This is a genomic window from Shimia aestuarii (assembly GCF_022814865.1).
GTDB lineage: Bacteria > Pseudomonadota > Alphaproteobacteria > Rhodobacterales > Rhodobacteraceae > Shimia > Shimia aestuarii_A.
In genome coordinates, this window is the sequence record NZ_JAKVRD010000007.1 from 1 (window position 1) to 22,262 (window position 22,262).

Annotated in this window: 14 protein-coding genes; 2 read left to right on the plus strand and 12 right to left on the minus strand. The window is 58.6% G+C overall.

Annotated elements, in window-relative coordinates; genetic code table 11:
* Window positions 1-280: 280 nt before the first annotated feature.
* The 3 genes from MK745_RS08695 to MK745_RS08705 all read right to left on the minus strand — a co-directional run bounded on the left by MK745_RS08695 (window position 281) and on the right by MK745_RS08705 (window position 5,927).
* Window positions 281-2,443 (minus strand): BapA/Bap/LapF family prefix-like domain-containing protein, encoded by a 2,163-nt coding sequence (locus MK745_RS08695; RefSeq protein ID WP_243612900.1) that lies wholly within the window; start codon window positions 2,441-2,443, stop codon window positions 281-283.
* Between the two features lie 329 nt (window positions 2,444-2,772).
* Window positions 2,773-3,765, minus strand: coding sequence for a hypothetical protein (locus MK745_RS08700; protein ID WP_243612901.1), 993 nt, complete (start codon window positions 3,763-3,765; stop codon window positions 2,773-2,775).
* Between the two features lie 296 nt (window positions 3,766-4,061).
* Window positions 4,062-5,927 (minus strand): BapA/Bap/LapF family prefix-like domain-containing protein, encoded by a 1,866-nt coding sequence (locus tag MK745_RS08705; RefSeq protein WP_243612902.1) that lies wholly within the window; start codon window positions 5,925-5,927, stop codon window positions 4,062-4,064.
* A gap of 338 nt (window positions 5,928-6,265) precedes the next feature.
* Between MK745_RS08705 and MK745_RS08710 the strand changes: the two genes are divergently transcribed.
* Window positions 6,266-8,215, plus strand: a complete 1,950-nt coding sequence (locus MK745_RS08710; RefSeq protein ID WP_243612903.1) for a hybrid sensor histidine kinase/response regulator — start codon at window positions 6,266-6,268, stop codon at window positions 8,213-8,215.
* 148 nt (window positions 8,216-8,363) lie between these two features.
* Entirely contained in the window at window positions 8,364-9,005 is a 642-nt protein-coding gene (locus tag MK745_RS08715; protein ID WP_243612904.1) for a response regulator transcription factor, read from the plus strand.
* 26 nt (window positions 9,006-9,031) lie between these two features.
* Here MK745_RS08715 and MK745_RS08720 read toward each other — a convergent pair whose 3' ends face one another.
* The 9 genes from MK745_RS08720 to MK745_RS08760 form a co-directional block, all read right to left on the minus strand.
* A complete protein-coding gene (locus tag MK745_RS08720; RefSeq protein ID WP_243612905.1) occupies window positions 9,032-9,463 on the minus strand; it encodes a hypothetical protein in 432 nt (143 codons plus the stop codon).
* A gap of 618 nt (window positions 9,464-10,081) precedes the next feature.
* The gene (locus MK745_RS08725; protein WP_243612906.1) at window positions 10,082-11,416 is read right to left on the minus strand and encodes a BamA/TamA family outer membrane protein; all 1,335 of its coding nucleotides are present in this window, start codon (window positions 11,414-11,416) and stop codon (window positions 10,082-10,084) included.
* Between the two features lie 80 nt (window positions 11,417-11,496).
* Window positions 11,497-12,669: an HlyD family efflux transporter periplasmic adaptor subunit gene (locus MK745_RS08730; RefSeq protein ID WP_243612907.1), complete on the minus strand. Its 1,173-nt coding sequence runs from the start codon at window positions 12,667-12,669 to the stop codon at window positions 11,497-11,499.
* On the minus strand, window positions 12,666-14,801 hold the full coding sequence (locus tag MK745_RS08735) for a type I secretion system permease/ATPase (protein ID WP_243612908.1): 2,136 nt from the start codon (window positions 14,799-14,801) through the stop codon (window positions 12,666-12,668). The genes MK745_RS08730 and MK745_RS08735 overlap by 4 nt, the downstream gene beginning before the upstream one ends.
* 17 nt (window positions 14,802-14,818) lie before the next feature.
* Complete coding sequence (locus MK745_RS08740) at window positions 14,819-16,117, minus strand: TolC family protein (RefSeq protein ID WP_243612909.1); 1,299 nt, start codon at window positions 16,115-16,117, stop codon at window positions 14,819-14,821.
* Complete coding sequence (locus tag MK745_RS08745; RefSeq protein ID WP_243612910.1) at window positions 16,117-16,683, minus strand: hypothetical protein; 567 nt, start codon at window positions 16,681-16,683, stop codon at window positions 16,117-16,119. Before MK745_RS08745 ends, MK745_RS08740 begins: the two co-directional genes overlap by 1 nt.
* Window positions 16,684-17,041: 358 nt before the next feature.
* Window positions 17,042-18,706 carry a hypothetical protein gene (locus MK745_RS08750; protein WP_243612911.1) on the minus strand — a complete coding sequence of 555 codons (1,665 nt, stop codon included), beginning with the start codon at window positions 18,704-18,706 and terminating at the stop codon, window positions 17,042-17,044.
* A gap of 210 nt (window positions 18,707-18,916) precedes the next feature.
* Window positions 18,917-19,873, minus strand: a complete 957-nt coding sequence (locus tag MK745_RS08755; RefSeq protein WP_243612912.1) for a Csu type fimbrial protein — start codon at window positions 19,871-19,873, stop codon at window positions 18,917-18,919.
* The gene (locus tag MK745_RS08760) at window positions 19,870-22,206 is read right to left on the minus strand and encodes a fimbria/pilus outer membrane usher protein (protein WP_243612913.1); all 2,337 of its coding nucleotides are present in this window, start codon (window positions 22,204-22,206) and stop codon (window positions 19,870-19,872) included. The genes MK745_RS08755 and MK745_RS08760 overlap by 4 nt, the downstream gene beginning before the upstream one ends.
* Window positions 22,207-22,262 lie beyond the last annotated feature (56 nt).

Below are 22,262 nucleotides of genomic sequence, written 5' to 3' on the forward strand. Positions count from 1 at the left end.
TGCCCCGTCAGAACCTCAACCTGCCTTAACTTCGTGACAATCTCTTCCGGCTTCGGTCGCTTGTTGGCCATGTGTTTCCTCCGTTTTCCTAAACATAGCGGAGGACCACTTCAGTGGGGGAGGATCAAAGCCCTTCAGCCCTCCCTTATTTCGGTGGATCTGTATATCAGATCCATTTTGTTCTTGTCCCCCAGCGCCTCACATCTGAAGCGCTGGGTTTTTCGTTTCGGCGAAACTCGGGCCGTGGCCTTGATGAGTTTCGCCGGAGCCGGGTCCTGACTTACACCCCAGAGATGTCGTCAAGCAAACCGGTCAGCGGATCGCCACCGAGCAGGTCTCCGCCGAGCAGATCACCGCCACCGAGCAGACCACCGAGGAGGCCGCCACCCGCGTTCGGATCACCGTCACTGAGAAGGACAAGACCGGTCGCATCAGCGACGAGACCTTCGTCTCCGACAACCTCGCCCAGCACACCGTCATTGCCGGTTACATCGCCGAGGATCCCGGAGTTGCCGGTCACATCGCCGAGCAGCCCACCGTCCGCGAGGACCGGATCGAGAAGACCCTCACCTGCGCCAAGCAGACCTTCGAGCGGCGAACCGTCTCCGAGCAGGCCATCCAGCGGCGAGCTGTCACCCAGAAGGCCATCCAAGGGCGAGGTATCGCCAAGGAGACCATCCAGAGGCGACGTATCGCCAAGCAAACCGTCGAGCGGCGACGTGTCGCCAAGAAGGCCACCGAGGAGGCCACCGCCCGCGTTCGGATCGCCATCCGTGATCAGTGCGATACCTGCGGCTTGTTCAACGATACCGCCTTCTCCGATCACTTCGCCGAGCAGACCGTCATTGCCGGTCACATCGCCGAGAAGGCCGGAGTTGCCGGTCACGTCGCCAAGCAGGCCACCATCCGCGAGCACGGGATCAAGAAGACCCGCGCCAGAGCCGAGAAGACCTTCGAGCGGCGAACCGTCACCGAGCAAGCCTTCCAGTGGCGAGCCATCACCCAGCAGGCCATCCAGCGGCGAAGTATCACCAAGGAGACCGTCGAGCAGATCACCACCGAGCGGCGAGCCGTCGCCAAGGATGCCGTCGAGCAGACCGCCACCCGCGTTCGGATCGCCTTCACCAAGCAAGGTGATACCGGTCAGGCCTGCCACAAGGCCAGCCTCGCCCGCTACGACACCGAGAACTCCTGCAGAGCCAGTCACGGCGCCAAGAAGACCGTTGTTGCCGGTCAGATCGCCCAGAAGGCCACCATCCGCGAGCACCGGGTCAAGCAATCCGCCATCGGTGCCGAGCAGGTCACCATCCAGCAGACCACCAAGAATGCCACCGTCGCCCAGGACACCATCCAGCAGGCCATCGAGCGGTCCCTCGCTCGGTGTGCCGCCACCGGAACCTTCGCCCATGGCACCCGTACCGAGCAGCGAGCCGAGGAGACCGTCCGAACCAGTCACCGCGCCAAGCGCGCCGTCGTTGAGCAGCAGATCGCCTGCGAGTCCGTTCGAGCCGGTCACATCTCCCAGTACACCGCTGTTGCCGGTCAGGTCGCCAAGAAGGCCTTGGTCGGCAATCAGGCCGTCAAGAAGACCGATTTCGTCGCCTTGAACACCGTCACCGAGAATCGGCTGGCCGAGAAGCTGGTCGCCCAGATCGCCAAGCGCGCCTTCAGAGCCAACAAGATCACCAAGAACACCCTCGGAGCCTGTCAGATCGCCGAGCACACCGCCGTTGCCGGTCAGGTCGCCCAGCAGACCCCCTTCGCCGATCAGCGGATCAAGGAAGCCCTGCTCTTCGGCCGCGGGGCCGGTCGGACCGGTGGGACCAGTCGGGTTCGTCGGACCAGTGGGGCCGGTCGGATTGGTCGGGCCAGTCGGGCCAGTTGGGTTCGTCGGACCTGTCGGGCCGGTTGGGTTCGTCGGACCTGTCGGACCGGTCGGGTTTGTCGGACCGGTCGGACCGGTCGGCGACGTCGGACCCGTGGGGCCAGTCGGATTGGTCGGGCCAGTCGGACCGGTCGGGGTCGTGGGGCCAGTGGGGCCGGTCGGCGTTGTCGGACCGGTCGGGCCGGTCGGCGATGTCGGACCACTCGGACCCGTCGGGCCAGTCGGACCCGACGGGCCATTGCCGCCCCCTCCTCCGAGGCCGCCCAATAGACCCACGGCACCGAGTGCCAGAGCCGCAAGGCCGATACCTTCCATGTCATCGCCGAGACCACCAGCAGCGGGATCGCCGTTCATGGTGTCGCCATCGACGAACACGATGCTGTGCAACGAACCATCCGTGGTCGGCACATAGTAGTTCTCGATCACAATCATGTCGCCGTTCTTCATCTCGACGATCAGGTTGTTACCATCTTGGGAATATTTGACGACGTCGCCACGTTCGACATCGAGGCCGACCCGAATTTGGTCAGGCTTAGCTTGAATCACTCTATTAGCCATTTTTCCACTCCTTAACATCTAACTGGCCACCACAACAAAAGGTGGCATCAAAGGCCATAAAAATGACTATAAACAGTCTTTTGGTTAGTGCGCAATAATACTTTAGCGTGGGCTATGCGTTCTGTGGATAAAAATACACGGCTTTGTCTTGAGATAGCGCCCTTTGCATTCGCGCGCCTCTTGTCTGCCCACACGCAGGTTCCCGACGATCGTTGATCGACCGCCCCCATCGCACGCTGTCCTAGCGCAGGTGATCTGAAGGCGCGACGCCGGAAAAGGCGACGCACGCAAGCGCGAATGTTTTCTATTTAATCACAAGGGCTTAACGATCAGGCGCGGGCCATCTTATCAAGGCCAAGACGGCGCAACCGGGCCTTCACGTCTTCCAGGGAGGCGACGCAATATTCGCCATAGTACCACGCCAGCCAACGCGCCTGTTTTTCCCGATCAAACCACCGCAGGTCCATCGCCCGACGCACATCTGCGAGGTGGCGCAGATTGTAGGTAATCCAATGATATTCGGGACAACCCCATGAAATAATGGGTTTGTGATGCATCATTGCCTCAATGCCTGCTCCTGAATTGGCCAGAAAGACGGCTTTGGCGCGCGGCAGCATGGAATGGATATCGAGCTTGCCGTAATGCACATGCACCCCATCACGGGTCAGTTCCTTGGCGACCTGCTCGGAGTAGTCGGTGGTCGTTGCGTTGGTGCCATCCATATAGGGATGCAGCTTGACCACCACGGGGATCGACGACCAACGGCGGATCTCAGGCACGATCTGTAGCAATTTCCGGCGGTGATCGCCGAAATCATGCCGTGTCACGGTTTCATCCGCCACACATTGCCCAAGCACGAGCCAGTAGTCCTCTGGCAGATCCGACACTGCCTCAAGCTCGGCCGAGAACTTGTTCGTTCGCTCGGCTTTCCATTTGGCGACCTTTTCAGAAAAGAAAGGCTCTGGATTGGTCAGTTCATATTTTGGGCGCTCATAGGTGATCGCGGAATACGGCCCATACCCCATTTCATCGATGGTGAAGTGCTTCAAATCGGGAATCGTGGGTTTGAAGAACAAGGTCTTGGCGGCTTTGACGATATTCCCTTTCAAATGCGAGATATCGCAGTGGTTGTAGACCACCACATCGCACGGGTTGTCCGTTTTCGGATCAAATTCGCGCACATCCGTGAGCCCGTTGCATGTTAGGCCTTTCAGGACGACTTCATAACCGAGTTCCTGCAACCCTTTGACAAGTGTTTGCATCGCCGGCGCCCAGCTCGCCCGCATGTCGTCGTACTTGTAACCCCAGATGACTGCCTTCATGTGTTCCCCAAGTCATTTACGCGGCTTTGCCGAGCAGTTCGCGATATGCGTGCATGGCAAGAGCGTCTTTTCCAATCTTTGTCGTCCCGATCTTTGCACCTTATTGCGCGCGGGCAAATCGCCGGTCGTGAGACAACCATAGGGCTGTTGCAGCCCAAGCACTACCCTGCCGAAATATCACCAATCATTTCTCGGAAGGGTCAAAAGGCGTTTTCCGGGCCGGCGAAAAGAAAGAGAGCCTTGCTATAAGAACAAGGCTCTCTTCTAACCGTTTCGCTCGTTAGGCGTCAGCCGGATCAGATCAGGCTGTCATCGGAGTCGAGACCACCGAGGAGATCACCGCCGAGCACACCGTCGAGAAGACCGCCGGAGGCATCAGGGTTGCCATCGCCCAGAAGGACAAGGCCGGTGACATCCGCGACAAGGCCATCGTCGCCCGCCACTTCACCAAGCAGACCGTCCGACCCAGTCACATCGCCGAGCAGGCCGGAGTTGCCAGTGACGTCGCCCAGAAGGCCGCCATCTGCCAGAACCGGATCGAGGAGGCCTTCGCCTTCCCCAAGGATGCCGCCGACAAGACCATCGTCGCCAGTCAGGCCGCCCAGTAGACCATCGTCACCGCCGAGCAGACCACCGACAAGGCCATCGTCCCCGACGAGACCGCCGACCAGGCCGTCTTCACCGGTCACACCACCAAGGAGGCCATCGTCGCCACCAAGGACGCCACCGACAAGACCATCATCGCCAGTCAGACCACCAAGAAGACCATCGTCACCGCCGAGCAGACCACCGACAAGGCCATCGTCCCCGACGAGACCGCCGACCAGGCCGTCATCGCCGGTCAGACCGCCAAGGAGACCATCGTCACCACCAAGCAGACCGCCAACAAGGCCATCATCACCAGTCAGACCGCCAAGCAGGCCATCCTCGCCGCCAAGCAGACCACCGACAAGACCATCGTCGCCAGTCAGACCGCCAAGCAGGCCCTCTTCTCCGCCTAGCAGACCGCCAACAAGGCCATCATCACCAGTCAGACCGCCAAGCAGGCCATCTTCTCCGCCAAGCAGACCACCGACGAGACCATCGTCGCCAGTCAATCCGCCAAGAAGCCCATCGTCGCCGGTCACACCGCCGAGGAGACCGCCGACAAGGCCGTCAGGTCCGAGCAGACCACCGACAAGGCCATCTTCACCGGTCACACCACCAAGGAGGCCGCCAACAAGACCGTCTTCAGTCAGCAGACCGCCGACCAGACCATCCTCGCCGAGCAACAAGCCGCCCACGAGACCATCCTGACCAAGCAGGCCGCCGACGAGGCTATCGCCGCCAAGAAGGCTATCGACGACACCACCGGTTGCGAAAAGGCCACCGATCAAACCGTCTTCGGTCAGCAGGCCACCGATCAGACCATCAGAGGTCAGCAGGCCGCCAATGAGCCCGTTCGGGCCAAGAAGGCCAGAGGTCAGACCCGTGGTGCCGAGCAGGCCACCCACGATGCTTCCCTCGCCCAGAAGGCCTTCGGTCACGCTGGAGAGCGGATCATCAGAATTGCCGCCTGCCCCCACAAGGCCGGTGCCGAGCAGCGAGCCAACAAGCCCGTTTTCCCCGGTGATCCCGCCAAGCGCGCCATCGTCGCCGACAAGCGTCCCAAGAAGACCGTCTTCGCCGGTGATCGCGCCAAGCGCGCCATCGTCACCGGTCACCGGGCCAAGCAGGCCTTCGTCGCCGATGACGGAATCGAGGACACCCGCTTCTTCGTCAGGAGTGGTCGGGCCCGTGGGGCCAGTCGGTCCAGTCGGACCCGAAGGACCATCCGGCGCGCCATCATCGCCGCCACCGAAGGAGGATGCCACCGCGATACCGGCCAGCGCCGCCACACCGGCGCCAACCTGATCAAGCGAGAAGCCCGCGCCAAGACCGGCTTCCACCATGTCATCGGTCGGAATTTCACTCGCAGAGAGGGTCATGCCATCGCTGAAGATGAGGCGATGCTCTTGGCCGTTTGCCGCAGGCTTGTAGAAATCGACAACACGGATTTCGTCGCCATTCGCCAGCGACAGCATCAAATCTTCACCCGATTGTTGGAAACCTACAACCGCATCGCGGTTCACATCCAAATAAACTTCCACAGGATCACCTGTGATAATTCCACTCGTAGCCATTTACGCTATCCCTTCCATCGCCACCATACAACCGAGCGGTGACATACTTTAGATACATACGCCCTAGCATTACCCCCATACCTTTTCAACCTTTTTGATAGTTCTTTACCACCTTCTTTCAACAGGTATTAGCCTCACCTGCCCGTGCCGGAAGGTCTTTGCTGGGTATCTTGCCCCCCGCAACAGCCAGCACTATTCCCAATCCCCGCCCACTACAGTAACCTCGAAAGTATGCATTGCGGGTGCCGTCAGAAGCGCTCCGTCGCCAATATGGTAGAGATTGGTGCCCTCGTGGCAGGCTGATTTTACCAATGACGAAGTAGGAAAAGACGCAATCTATGACGACCGGTGACACCAAGCGCATGAGCCAATCCCTTCTCGGCACGATTGCCCGCATGATCGCAACCGATCGCCGTGCGGTGCTTCTCGCCTCTCCGAACGGGAGCGCCCTTCTGGCGAATTCGGCGGCGCAGCGACTTGGCCTTGATGAGATGGGCATCACCGAGATGCTCGATTGGCCCTCAATCACCAAACAGGCAAAGCGCGCGACAAGCCTTGGCGTGTCCGTGCCGACACCGCATGGCGACCTCGAGGGCGAAATCGTGTTTCTACCGCTCCTTCACATGGAGTCCTTCCTCGTCCGACTGACCGAAAATGACGTCGAGACCGCGTTGCTGCGCAACAAGGCCCGCGCGGCGACTCTGATGCGTGTGGCGCACGATCTGCGCACCCCGATCCAATCCTTGTTGGCCTCTGCCGAAGAAGCCCTCAGCGCGACCGGAACGACGGAGAAGGATACAGACGAGCTTCGCAATCAGCTCCAAAGAACGGCGGATATCGCCCTCGAGCATATCAGCAATGTCCTTGCTGTGATCCGGGGCGAGCAGAACGCGGCGGGCCTGAAGGCGGATGAGGACTTTAATATCAACGATGAGTTGCGCTCTTTGTTGTCGTTGCTTGGTCCGATCGCACATGCGCAACAGACCGAATTAAAGGTCTCCATCGAACCTATGGATGACACATGGGTGCATGGGCCGGTACGCTTCGTCAGGGCTTTGTTCCAGAACATGACCGACAACGCCGTCAAATACGGTGGCCGCGAGGTCCATATCCGGCTGCGTTGTATCCCGATCCCTCTCGATCAGGGCGATGAACCCGCACTGTCGATCGTCCTTGAAGTCTGTGACACCGGCGGCGGCCTCCCCGATGACCAGAAAGACCGCTTGACCCGCGCGCTCCGACAAACCCCGCAAAGCCCTTCCGGCCCCAAGGAAAGCGGCCAAGCCGGGCAACAAGGGCGCACCTCTGCCGGATTGAACGTGCTGGCGCATTCGCTACACCAACTTGGCGGCAAGATGGATGTGATCGATCGCCATGATGATGAAAACGCACACATCATCGGGACCTGCTTGCGCGCGTCCTTTACCCTTCCGGCCGGCGCCCCGCCAAGCCATGGCAACGCCCCGGTCACACAGTCTGCAACCGCCGGCACTTTGGATGGCGCGCGTATCCTGCTTGTCGAGGACAGCCCTTCAAGTCGCGACTGGATCAGGCATACCCTGCAAAGTGCCGGGGCCTCAGTGTCTGCAACGGGCACAGGGATCGAGGCCTTGTCCCTGCTCGAAGACACCACATTCCTGAGCGACCTCGACCTGATCCTGACGGATATGACCCTGCCCTATATGAACGGTGTGCAATTCGCGACGAAAGTGCTTCAGCCCGGCACGGACGGAGAGCCGCCGCTTTGGGCCGGACCGATCATCGGTTTGACCGCACATAGCGATGACCGGATTGTCGACGCCTGCATGAAGGCGGGGATCCGGCGCGTGTTGGAAAAGCCGATCCGTCCGAAAGACCTCTGCCAAGCCATTTCCGAGGCCCTCAACCGAGGCGAAACAGGGAAAGACCCCATGCCAGACCCCCAAAGCCCCCCCGAACAACCGGCCCGTGAGATGTGTGAAGACGTTTTCCGCAGCAAAACCGTCAGCGAAATCATCGAGCAGTTTGGCCGGGATGGCGCGATCACTTTCATCCGCAGATCGCAGAAAGAAGCACGGGACGCGCTCGCGATTATCCGTCAGTCGGACCTGCCGCCCGATATCGGGCGCATCCTTCATGCCGCGACCGGAGCAAGTAGCCTGACCGGTCTTGCCGGGGTCGAGAAACACCTGCGTGAACTCGAACTCGCCGTGGAGAAGAACACCAAAGACCTCGGCCCGATCGCTGACGCGCTTGAAAACGCCTTGACCCGCGTGGACGAGGAAGTCGCGCACCTGCCCGGCGACTGACCATCGAAATTGCCACACACAGCCGAATTCGCGTATTATCACGCAACATTCGGGCCCCACATAGGGCACAAGACCATCATTCACTAGATTTCAGACCGCATATGGCACTAAGAACAAACCATAGAAATTCAAAGGACCGCATCAACCGATGAACGTTAGCTCCGCACCCAACAGTCTCCGCGTCCTCATTGCAGATGACCACGCGATGGTCGTCGAGATGTTCGAACACTTCCTGTCCTCCCTGCCCGACATCGAAGTCGAGACTGCGCCCGACCTCTTTATCGCGCTTGAGAAGATCGAAGCACACGGGCCGTTCGACCTTGTTCTTGTCGATCTCAACATGCCGGGCATGAATGGCGTGACGGGGATGGAGAAGGCGCTTCAGGCGAATGGCGGCAAGCCGACCGGTATCCTGACCAGCGCCCCGAGCCCGACCGTCGTAAGCCAGATCTTCCAACTCGGTGGATCAGGTGTGGTGCTGAAAACAGCTTCGCTGAAAGATCTCGCCAATGAGATTCGCTTTATGGCCGCGGGCGGGCGCTATGTGCCGGTCGAACTCATCAGCCATCAGCGTATGAAAACCCAGGAACGCAACCAATCGCCGCTCTCAGACCGGGAAATGGAAGTTCTGTTGCTGTTGGCCGAGGGACGCTCGAACAAGGATATCGCGGCCAATCTTGGCCTCGCCGAAGCGACCGTCAAGATGCACGTGAAATCAGTCAGCTCCAAACTCGGCGCTGGCAACCGCACACAAGCGGTTATTCTCGCGAAAGAAAAGGGATATATCTGAACCGTTTAGACGAAAGTCTTCACGGTTCAGTGCAGGTTCCTCAGAGCATCAAGCACGACATCCGCGCTGGGGTTGCTCGGGAGTGTTTTGTGGCAAGCACCAAGCGTTTCCAGAATGCACTCGTCTTCCCACATCTCGCTCTTGACGCCAAGAACCTGAACACCGGGATGCATGCGCTGAAACTGGAACGCCGCATCCGCGGTTTCTTCGGGCGAACCGAAAAAGTCTTCATCGATGATGATGTAGCTGAGTTCGCGATGGAACCGCTGCACGACCGAGCGCGCATCTTCCGGCGTGTCGGGCAACATCGAGACCACGTGAAATTCACTGTCCTTGCGGCAAAGATCAACCGCGAGCTTGTCCTGCTCGAGAAGCACGGCAACGGAGAGTCTCTCTTGGAACGCCTGGGGAACAGGGTTGGCGCGAACTTGTGCTTCGCCGAAAACGCTATGTAACATAATAAGCCGTCCTCTTCCGTAGCTCGTTCAGGCGCGTCTGATCGAGCAAATTCTCTGCGCGCCTGAGATCAAAGATCTTTCTTATTGGCGGCAGAGACGTGATGCGCGGATCCGGCGGTTCACGCGCAGGAAGTCATTGAGACTGCGACGCGTGCTTTCGGATTCGCTCAAGCGCACATCGAGGCTCTCAAAGAGAGCGTCTTCAAGAGTCCCAACACCCTTGGCGTGTCTTGCGTTCTGTGAGCGGTATTCTCCCCCTTTGGAGGAGCTGGCTGCGTATGAGAAAGAGAGGTTCATGATCGAGTCCCCTTAGTAAATCTAATACTTAGGTATACACCCTTACGAACCTTTAGGATAGTCCTTTTTCTCACATCACTGTTAGGCCGCGTGATTTCCCTTCCTTAAGGGAAAGAGGACACGCAATTTGAATGGATTATGTTTTATATCAATGACTTATGTGGTATGCATGTGCGGCTCCCGCACGCCCGCAGACGGGTCATGAAAAGTGTCGCAAACCCAAACCCATACTAAGGTATGTATCTCTGGTCGCGCGCCTCGGCCCCTTGCCCACCAAGAAATCAATGATTCCGGGCGGGCGGACCGAGGGCTTTTCCGGAGTCAGAATCGCGCGGTGAAGCTTAGGCCAAAGGCCTGTTCCTGATCGCCCGCTTCCTTCTCGATCGGCTTGGCGACATACAGGGACACCGGCGTATTCGCCACGTTGAAGGTCAACGAGAGGCCCACCGAACTGCGCCGCCGTTGGCTGTCATCGATCACTCCGCCGAGCGTGTCATCGAGGCTCCACGCGGCACCTGTGTCGACGAATATGCCGCCATAGACGGGCGCCTTGAACATGGTGTCGAGTTTCTTCTGCACCTCGAAGGACGCGACAGCATACTTGTTGCCGCCCAGAGCATCACCTGCGTGTCTCGGCCCAAGCCCACGCGGCGAGAACCCGCGCAGGTCTGTCGGACCAGGAAAGAAGCGGTCGATTGCCCGCGTGGCGTTCCCGTCGAGGCCATTGACATACCCGGCGCTCACCGAGACGAGAAAACGGAAGTCATTCCCAAGTGGCACATAAGAGCTCATCGCGACGCGCGAATCCGTCAGTTGGTCATTTGTGCCGAGGTTCCAGAAGAACTGGTCGAACTTGAACTGAAACCCCGCCGCGTCCCACGCATCGTCGAGAACCGCGTCAGAGCTATGGTTGAACCCAAACCGAAGGTAAGGCGCAGAAATGCCGTTGGTCTGTTCCTTGACCACGAGCGCGCTCGCACCGGCGCCAATATCGGATTGCCGATGCCCCCGATAGCCCAGCCCCACCTCGACGCGTGTATTCCGGTTCAGGGACCAAGCAAGATAGGGTTCAAGTCGCGCATATTCATGTGTGTAAGACGTGTCGTCGTAATTCAGGCTGGCCAGATGCATATCAAAGCCAATGCCGAAACCCGGAGCCGGAAGGTTGTTGCGGTAAAGGCTCGCGGTGGCGCGCTTGATCTCGGTGTTAAAGTCGAGCCGCAAAGACCCGAAGGTCTGGGGAAACAGGTTGTAGCGTTCGAAATAGAGGCTCCCGATCACGCCATCGACGGATGCATACGCCAGTGATGCCTCAAGCCGGCCAGGCCGTGTGTTCAGCTCCTGAACTTCTACGACAAGCGTGCGATCCTCGGTGCGCACATCGACCTCTTCAAAGACGCTGGTCATCATCAGGCAATCTTCAATCGCCGCAAGATCGTAGTCCTGATACGGGAAATTCGGGATGATGTCGCAGGCCTGTAGGATATCCGCCTCGGAGATGAACTCGGCACCGCGCACCTCGACATCCGTCAAGTAGACCGCCTGAGCCTTGACCGCGTCTGTGAAACTCGCCGCAAGCATCCCTGCCCCGACAGCGATCAAACTGGATTGGCGCAAGAACTTGTAAAAGCTCTTCCGGTTCATCTTCGGCAGCATAAATCGTCCCTTTCCATCACCCTCGAAGAGAGTGTTCCGTGAGTCGAGGAGCGCCCCCACGCGCCTCTTAGGCCATTGTTCTATCTAAGTTTGGCGCGCAGTAGAGGACGCGTCAGGTAACTCAGAATCGATCTTTCTCCACTCTCGATATCAACCTGGGCAACCATGCCCGGTCTAATCGCAAACTCTTTGCCGAACCGCTCGAGATAGCTTTTCTCGGTGCGCACCATTACCCGGTAGAAGTCTTTCGGCCCTTGCGGCGTGTCTTCTTCCACGGTGTCTTCGGAAATCTGTGTGACCACGCCCCGCAGGTCGCCATAGGTGGCAAAGTCATAGGCCGTGATCTTGACGCTCGCCGGCATGCCGGGCGCCACAAAGGCCACGTCCTGCGGCAAGACCTGCGTCTCGATCAGAAGCTGGTCATCGGTCGGCGTGATCTCCATGATCGCTTCGCCGGGCTGCACCACGCCACCCAAGGTCGTGATCTTGATGTTGTTGACACGGCCAGCCACCGGAGAGAGCACTTCGGTGCGTTTGAACTCATCCTGCTTCTGGATCAGATCCTGCTGCAGCGTGGTAAGCTTGGCGCGTCGCTGGGCAAGATCCTTGTAGGCGTCCTGCACATAGGCATTGCGCACCTCGTTGATCTTGCCGTCCAACTCGGCCTTTTGCTGACGCAGTTGCAGCAAGTCAATCTGGCTCACCGAGCCGGTTTCGACCAACGGGCTGGTGATTTCGATCTGGTTCTGAATCGCGAGCCGCTCTTCACTCAGCGAAGCAAGCGACGCTTCGAGCTTCTTCTTGCGTGCCTTAAAGAGCCGTAGCTCGGTCGCCTCAGAGGCATTTGGCTCTGCACCGAAATCCACCTCGGGCAGCTCGAGCACCTCGGCCTCAAGCCGCGCCACCTCGGCGGACAGGGCTTCGATCTCGGCTTGTGTCGCCTTGAATGCGGTTTCCGAACGCGTCGGATCAAGCCGGGCAATCAGTTCACCTTCGTCAACGATGTCGCCCTCTGAGACGTAAAGCTCGGCGAGGATCCCGCCTTCCAAACTCTGGATCGTCTGCAAGCGGCGGAGCGGAACGACCCGACCATCGCCGCGAGTGATCTCACTGATCTCCGCGATACTGGCCCAGCCAATCGCGATGATAAGCGACAAGACGACCGTCTGAATCACCAACCTTGCCTTCTTCAAGGTGTGGCGGCGATAACTTCCGTCGATATGGCTCGTGGTTATGAGATCCGGGTTCGTCATGTGACCGCTTGCACAGGTTTCTTCGAGCTCGAATTGGCCCGTGCCGCGTTGAGGATCTGAAGCAGATCACCATCGCGCGCCACACGACCATCCTTCAGGACAATCGCGCGATCTGTCAGCCCGAGAAGCTCGCGTTTATGAGTCGCGATGACAACGGTGCGGCCCTTTAGCCACTCTTTGAGGAAGGCAATCACATTGGCCTCGGTGATGTGGTCAAAGGCCGAGGTCGGCTCGTCGAGGAGCACGATCTTGGGATCCTGAAGGATGACCCTTGCAAGCCCAATCGACTGGCGTTGGCCGCCCGAGACGTTGGCGTTGCTCTGGATATTAAGATCGAGGCCGCGCACGTGTTGACGCACAAACTTGCCAAGCCCCACCGCATCCAGCGCCTTCAATAGCTCTTCATCCGAATGCAGCCCGTGATCGAGCAGCAGGTTCTCCCGAAGCGTTCCCTGAAACAGCGCGACACTCTGCGGCAGATACCCGATCTGCCTGCGCCGGTCGATGGGATCGATCTGTCCAAGAGACAGGTCGTCCAGCAGGACAGAGCCCGCCTGCGGGTCCGTAAGCCCCGCGATGAGGCGTAGGAAGGTCGACTTCCCTGCCCCGTTCCCACCCAGGAGCGAAACACGTTCACCCGCAGCTAGGTTCAGGCTTTGGATATTGACCACTGGCGGCGCGCTCGGGTCGTGCCGAAAGACGACATCCTGAAGGGTATATTTACCCTCGAGGTTCTCGGCGCGCACAAAGTGGCGATCCGACGGCCGTTCCACCGGCAATTTCATGATCTCGTTGAGACCTTCCAGCGCGGCGCGCACATGCTGCCAGCGTGCAAGAAGCCCCGCCACCTGCCCCATCGGCGACATGGCACGCGTCGACAGGAGCGTACAGGCGATCAGACTACCGACGGTCAATTCGCCCATGCTGATGAGGTACACCCCGGCAATCACCACCCCAGCATAGGCAAGCTTTTGCACCGTGCTCACAAGCTGGGTCATCAGGTTGGTGATGTTTCGGGTGCGCACGGCGGTCGTCGCCATGGTCGCCGTAAGCTGGGCATGTGCACGCTGCACGCGCCCTTCGGCCCGTGCCGCCTTGACGGTTTCGAGATTGGAAATCGTCTCAAGCAGCAACCCGTTTAGCGCCGCAGCCTCCCGCGTGTTTTCCCGCGAGGCGCTCGCCAGTTTCTTCTGCATCAGGATTCCCGGCAGCACCGACAAAAGCACACCGGCGGCAACCACAAAGGCAACAGGCCCACCAATGAACCAGATCACCCCGATAAAGACGAATACGAAGGGCAGATCGCAAAGCGCCGTCACCGTGCCGGAGGTAAAGAATTCACGCACCGTGCCGAAATCGCGCACTTGGTTGGCGAATACACCGGTCGAGGCGGGTTGATGCGCAAGGCGCATATTCGCCACCTTATCAAAGAGTTGGGCCGAAAGCCTCAAGTCAAGGTCGCGACCTGAGACATCAACAAGCGAGGCCCGCATCAACCTCAGCACCAGCTCAAGAACGATCGCAATCGCGACGCCGCTGGCCAGAATCCAAAGCGTATCGAATGCGTTGTTGGGCACCACGCGGTCATACACCTGCATCGAGAAAAGCGCCGTCGCCACCGCAAGAATGTTGGCCGCGAAAGAGGCCACCATGACATCGCGATAAATCCACCAATTCTCGATCAGTGGGCCACGCAGCCAATGGCGCGGATCGCCCTTCTTGCCGTCAAGACGATCCGACACGATGTCGATCGGCTTGGCAAAAAGCACGCGCCCATCATGGCGTTTCTGCAATTCCTCACCGGACCAGACCGCGCGGCCACCGCCGGATTCGGGCAGGATCACTTTCGCTTTTCCGCCCTCGAAGGTCTCGATGACGGCAGTGCGTCCATCCTTGAGGAAAACGAGAACCGGGAAACTATGCTCTGGGAGCGTGCTGATCGCTTCCCGGCTCACCCGGCAACTCATGTTGGCGCGGCGCAATGCCAGCGGAGCAAGATCAGCGGTCAGCCGATCTTCTGCCTCTCTTGGCAAGCCATCCGTCAATTGCAAGCTCGATGTAGACACGCCTTGCACACGGCAAAGCTCAATCAACCCTAAAACGAGCGGATCATGCTGTGGTACATTTCCCATTTTCGATCCCCTTTGCACTAGTTCTGTCTACTTGTACGTTTCGACAGAAGTAGCGTTCCAAGAACCCCCAGGTCTTTAGCCGCTTCGTACTCCGTTCGCTTCCGCTCATCGTACGTGTCTATTTCGTCAATCTGTGCATCGTACAGATCGCGGCCGGTCGTAAGAATATCTAACAACTCTTTTCTACCAGCTACAAACTGCTTTTCATATGTTTCCAAAACTTTTTCTGCGTCGATGAGTTGAATTGACCTCGATTTCTCACTGCGACGCAGCAAACCAAGGCGTTTCAACGCGCTTTGGCCGGAATTCAATAGGTTTCTTTCGACCGCTGCTACTTCTGATTGTGCGCCTTTTAGCTCGAGTTGAGCCGCTTGAATACGCCGCTGACCAAATCCGCGAGAACTCAGATCGACACCCGCCGTGAGGCCAAGCGCGGTTTGCGTGCGTCCACCGTTGAGATCCACACGGCCCTGCGCCTGCAACTCGATCTTGGGGAAACGGGCGACTTTGGCCTGTTTCACACCGGCTTCGGCCTCTGCCACGGCAGATTTCGCAGCAAGGTAGTCAGGAGACGCGTAGATGGCAGTTCTGATCTGGTCGGCAGTGTTGAAACGGCGATCAAAGCGCAGTTCCGGCGGCGTGAGCGTGCCACCAAGCCGTTGACCGACAAGAAATTCCAATTGCGCCAGAGCGATTTCCCGGTTGGCGAGCAATTGCGAAAGCTGATCTTCGGCGCGCGTGATCTCGAGCCGCGCGCGCGCCACCTCGCTCACGTCGCTCAGGCGGGCTTTTGACCGCTCTTCGGCTTGCTCCGCGATACGATACGCAAAGGTCATATAGGTCTTGGTGCGACGTATCTTCTGCGCCATGACTTCCACGTCGAGGAAATAGCCCGCAACCTCAAAGGTCAGCTCTTCGATCGCCTGTTTGAGATCGGCCATCGCCTGTATACGGATCTGCGTCTTGGCGGCGATCTCATGGCGGATCTGGCCCCAATCGAACAACACCTGAGAAACAGTCAGCGTCACACCGGGACCGTTGCTATTTGTGGTGCTGGTTTCGCCAGAAAGGCCGATCGTCGGGAAATAGGCATCTCGCGCCGCTTCGATATCGACGGCCTTGACCGCGACTTCCTGGCGCAGGGCTTCGATACCGGGTTCGCGTGCGATTGCCTTGAGAACGGCTTCCTGCAGGGACATCTGCGCCTGTGCGGTGGCCGGTGCCAGAACCGCAAAGATGAAGAAACCAAAGAAAACCCGTTTGACCAGCAAAGCGATATGGATCGCGGAATTGCGCATGCTTGTACTGGCCCCCATCACAGCCCCTCTCCCATCTCGGAAATCAATGGAAAGGCGCTCTCTTGGAAGAGCACGGTGCCGAGAGCGTTGTCCCCAAGGAAGCAATCCACCACATCGCCCAGATCGAGACCGTCTTGCGGCGCCGCGTCTGGGGTCGCACCCGCCTGACCTATGGCAGCCGCGTTTTCGGCAGGTGCTTCGGTTTCGGATGAGGCAAGCTCTTGGGCACCAATCAAAACCGCCCCACCGGCCGCCGCCCAGAGCGGAACCTCGGTCGTGCCGCCTGTCAGACCTGCGTCAGGATCGCTCGACTGCTGTGCGACCGCATCGGTCTGTCCAACCTCGTCAGCGTAGATAAGGGTTTCGGCGCGCGCGACGCGATCCACGACAGGAGCCGAAAGCCCCGACGCGACGGGTTGGCCCGTGGTGTCAAGAAGCAGGCTGTATTCGCCGGAATCGCCAAGAAGATAGAAGTCCTGCAGGACAAGCGTCTCGCCATCCTCGAACCCCATATGCAGATCGTGATCGACCTTTGCAACGCTTCCGGGGATCAATCCCGGCTTCTCGAGGCTTAGAATATTCACACCATCTACAACTCTTGCTTGCAGATGTGCCGCATCGATTTGGCGGGATTTCGTGGCCGCGTTATTCACAGGCGCCCCACCGGATTCTCTGCCGCGTTCCTCGCAATAAATTCCACTGACATTACGTTCCCATTCTTCATACCGAGGAATTGCATTTCTTCCCGACGACCCAGAAGAGAAACGGTCTCAATTTGCAGCCAGAGACGGTTCTTCTATCGCTCGATACACCCCAGTATCATCGAGCTTATGAAAGTCTTATGTCGGACAATTCCTGCCGCGGCACACCAATCCTTGCACAGGGTGCATTTAAAGTAATGCCAATTTTCCCCCAAATAATTCAAGTATTAAAGACACACCTTTAAGCTTGATCCGTCTCGTCACTGAACAACCCATCAATAAGTTGCACACCTTCGTCTAGGGCGCCATCAAGAACCGCCGCCGGTGCGTCGTCAAGAAGCCCGTCTTCGTTCAACCCGAAGATGTTCGCAGCGCCGTCCTCGGAGGTTGATTCCCCCTCTTCCGCGATATCCGACAGCAGAATGGCAAGCGCATCGCCGCCCGCGACCGCATCCGCAGTGGAGGGGCCAAGAATATCGCTCAGAAGGGCATCGACTTCGGCATCGTCGACCTCGACCTGACCAGACAGCAAACCGCTATCCACGACCGCCCCCGTCAGACCGCCATCCCCGGTAAGACCGGCATAAAGATCGTCCACCGCGTCGCCGACAACGTCAAACGGTGCGACTTCAAAACCAAAGACATCTTCCTCGCCAAGCAGCCCGTCGAGGACCAGACCTTCTGCGCCGGGATCCTCGTTTGTCGGCATCGCAAGAAGGCTTTCGAGGAAAGCATCATCGTCGCCCGCACCGTCTGTGCTTTCGCCTTGTGCCGCTTTCTGCGGATCTTCCGGAGCACCGCCACCAAGAAGACCGCCGACAACCGTGCCGATTAGCCCGTCTTCGACATCAAGCACCTGACCGACAAGACCATCCGAGCCAAGCAAAGGATCAAGCAGCGGCACATCGGCCACCAACTCGTCGATAATTCCGTCTTCGCCGATGAGATTACCGACGGCATCATCCAAAAGACCATCCGCGCCAAGCACCGGCTCGAGCAGATGACCAACAAGACCATCCTCACCCACCAACGGATCAAGAACACCGATCTCGCTAATGAGGCCATCTTCACCAAGCACAACGTCGATCACGCCGCCCAAAAGGCCGCCGTCGCCAAGAATGTCCCCGACGATATCGGTCAGAATGCCATCCTCGCCGAGAAGCTCGTCAACGACCGCGTCGACATCGAGCAAACCGTCTTCGCCGACCAATCCGTCAAGGATTCCGTCCGTGCCGAGGATCGTATCAATCACCGTATCCACAAGACCGTCATCGCCGAGGATCGAGTCCAAAAGCCCTCCCTCGTCGAGCAGAAGGTCGAGGAGATCATCAAGAAGCCCGTCTTCGCCTAGGATCGGCTGCAACAAGCCATCCGCGCCGGCAATAATATCGACTGTCGGCGCCTCGGTGGCCTCTTCGTTCGATGCCTCGGAATCTTCCTCTTTCGCGGCTTGTTCTTCGAAAATCTGTCCAGACACGAGACCGGCATTGCGCACATTGGCCGTCATGCCACCTGCTGCAGTCCCGCCAGAGGGAGGCGGCAGATCCGAAAGCTGCTCTTGTTCGCCCTCTTCGCCTTCCGGAGCCTCGTTGTCGTTCGCACCCTGCTGGCCTTCCGGAGCGCCATTCGCGCCCGGTTCACCCGTTGCAGGGGTTACGCCGTTTTGCGCGGCACGATCCGTTCCTTCGGTTTCAGCCTCTTCAGAGACCTCGGAGGGTGTCGACGCAGCCGCACTGCGCGCGCCGCCATTCAGGACGAGCCCCATCCCAATTGCCGACGCAGCAAAATCACTCAGACCCGCCCCTCGGGACGTGCGTTGCTCGCGAGGAACCGATGCGGAGACATCCCGCTCGGCGCCCTGGCCGCCAGTGTCAGTGATATTTCGCGGATCCGTTTTCTCAGCCACGTGCTTCCACCCTATCAATCTCTTATGCCAGCAATCCTGTTTACGACTCGCATAGCTAAAGACCCCTGAACGGGGCTAGCGCTTTAGTATAGCACGATCCGCGTCTGACGCAATCATCATGCAAGGTAGGCATACCCCCTAATCTTATGACTTGCTCCTTTCGGTGGCGCCACCCCTCCTCGCGGACATTTCTCTGCCCGACACCCCCGATCAATTATATTCAACCGTAATAAGAACTGTGTCCGAATAGCTTCCGGCAAGAACGCTCTGGCCACTGTGAATCCGGCCATAAACCGGGAACAATTGGTTCGATCCCGTCCCCGTCGCCGTCACATCGTTTGAAGAACTATTTCCCCAAACCTGAGTCCGCGCCGAATCCTGATAAAGCCCATAGCGCAGACTATCCAAAAGAGAGGTCATTTTGCGCTGTGCGGGATCAGTCACGAGAAGCCCATTGCCAAGGCTCAGGCGCACATCATAGCTCGTCCCCGACGTACAACGCACTGCGATCTGCGTGTCGGCGTCAATAGGCGAAGAAATAACGCCAGAGATCGATCCGAAATTCAACGTCGCTGAATCGACCTCACAGGCCGAGGTGACATTCGCACTTACGGAGAAACTCGGGATAGGTGCAGTTGGCCCGGACAGGCTACAATTCGATACATCATATGTGATCTGGGCATCTGATCCTGCGCTGAATTGCGAACTATAAAGGCCAATCGGGGAATCGACGCCGGTCGTGCTGATATCCGCATAGATAGTGATCGGGATGAGCGTGCTGCCACTGCCAAGGACGATGGGAATACTGACAAAGACATCCTCCCAGACCGGGTTCGCCGAGCCGTAGCCGCCCGAGCGCAGTTGATAATCGACTGAATTGCCAAAGCCATCTTGCAAATACCGCGGCGAGTTCGACGCCCCGGCCCCACCAGACCCGCTTCCAAGCTCGACACAGACCCCGATCGCATTGAGCAACCCCGCCTCGGAACAGTTGATCTGCAAGGATCCGGTCGTGCGATTGACCTGCCCCGCCTTGAGGCTGACATTGCCAAAATCGATGTCAGTGATGGAGGCACTACAGGTCACGGCCTGTGCTGGCGCGCTCCAGGACAAAAGAAAAAGCGCCGAGAAGACCGCGATCAGAGAGGGAACAATCACACGTTTCATTGGCACACCACCGGTCCTATCTGGCTGAATATCTCGTTCGAATTGGCAAGCCGGAAGCTGGCATTGCAGACCCCGTTGCCAGTATCGATCCGCACGGAGTTGGTCGCAGAGAGGCCTTCGATATAGGCTTCGCCGTCATATCCAACGATGAATGTCTCGCCACGAAGATGCGCAATGGCGCCCATCTCGAGAGGTTTGCCGCGCGGATCCACGAAAGACACAAGCGCGTTGTTTGCGGTGTTGGAGGTGCCGAAATCCACCACCACGCCACTATTGCGGCCCGGCGCGACCTCAGCCGCCGTGGTCTCAGGCACCACATCAAGCGGCAGTTCTTCCACGTTGAGCGCGACGCGATTGGGCCGGTAGCTCGAGAGGCCAGAGACGACCGCGTTGCCAAAACGATTGGCCCGCGCCGCTTCCCGGTTGTCGAGATAGACCGACGCCCCCGGCACCCCAACCTTCACCACCGCGAAGGCATCGCGCACCTGATTGCCTGCCACGATCGTGCCACCGGACCAGATCAGCGATCCCGCGAAACGGCCGCTCACAAGCGCCGTATCGCCGACCTTCTGCACTTCCATCTCGGCCCGGCCGACGCGCGTCCGTTTCTTCACAGAGCCGCGGATATCAAGACGGTCCTGCTGATACTTCAGCTGTGCATCGAAACCGGTATCCCCGATTGCCTGGCCAAGTGCCTGCGCGACATAGATGGATTGCGAGACCTTACCGTTGTGACCAACCTCGGTGCCGAACTGAGAGGTTCTCTTCTTGCCGATGGGGATGGACACGAATAGCCCGACCCGCGACGTCTTGTCTTCGAAATCCCGCGACGCAGACAAGCTAAGCGTGCCGTTGTTCCACTTCATGCCCTGCGTATAGCTTACCGAGGCGATCTCGTCCCGGACCGAGCCGCGCTTGGATCGCAGGTAGCTGACCCCAAGGCTCGCCCGCTTTCTACGAAGCGGGAACGAGGCGCTGATGATATCGCGCGACGCCGGATAGTCATTGTCCGTCAACAACGACCCGATGCTCGCGTGATAGTCCTCGGACGCCAAGAGCGAGAGATCCGCGAAATCGCTATCGGCACGCAGCGTGCTGGCTTCGATCTTGTTATTGCCAAAGAAGGTGCGGAACGCGCCGTAGAAAAGCTGACCCGTCTGGTTCTTATACTGGCTCGTCGAGGCCGAGAACGACACCTCCGCCCGATTGGCGATGACAAACGCCGCACCAAGACCGAACAGCTTGAGGTTATCGGCCCCTTCGAAATGCGCTTCTGTGGTAATGCGGTCGGTGAGACCATATCGCATGCTACCGGAATAAAGCAGCCGGTCGCCATAATGGCTATCCGGGCGCCCATACAAAACCCGCGCCTTGCCAATCTCGAGGCTATAGTCAAAAACGCCTTTCTTCAGAAGATAGCTCGACTGAAAAAAGGACACCTCTTTGCGCACTGTCTGGCCGTTGATATCCTGCACATAGATCACCGCATCACCACTGCCGTTGATCGTCGGGATATCCTCAAACACATACGGGCCTACCCCGGTCGATCCGGAATAAACGCGGTTGTTTTCAATAAAGACATCGACGGTTGTCGGGGCATTCGCGACCCCTCCGAACGACAAAAGCGGTTCGGTAATGATATCGCTGCGCAATGAAAAGTCGCGCTTGATCTGAATGCCGCCCATGCGGATGGGACGGCCCCAGGACGGCGCCGAAGATATCGTATCCCCAATGCGAAGCGACACGGCCTTTCCCGGAAAGTTGGATTCAAACGTCGTCGAAAGGCGCGTGTAGCTCGAATTTCCAAGGCGGCTGTCGAGGATATAAGCCGAATGAGAAAGCGTGCCGAACTTGGAGAAAAGCCGCGCGTCGGCCGAAAGCGAAACCTGCTGAAGCCCTTCGGCGCCCGGCCCCGCGACCTGATACTGCCCGAATACATCATAGTTCAGGGCAAGACCGAATGAGGTATCCGTCTCTGGCGAAAGCTCGTATTTGTAGGCGGCAGAGGTGACCACCGGCCGAAGCCTGTGGATCGGGATCAGGAAATCGATCGTCTGTGCAAGCGTATCGAAATTATAGGTAATCTCGGGCAGCTCTTCCAAGATGACCGTGCTATTGCGACCGGCGCCCGGCGGAACCACGATCCCAAGCTCGCGCATCTCTCCGGCGGTGACAGACATCGTGCCATCCGGCCGCAGCGCGAATTCACCGATAAGCTCGGTGGTTTCTCCGTTGATAAAGACCTCGAGATAGAGCGGCAGCTCTTCACCGCCCGTCTCAAATATCGCTGTTGTGTTGTCCGTCGCCTGCGCCCCGGATTGAATCGGGAACAAGCAAATCGCTAGGAGAAGAGATCCTGCCCGCAGTCTGCTTGCCCATTCATGCATTT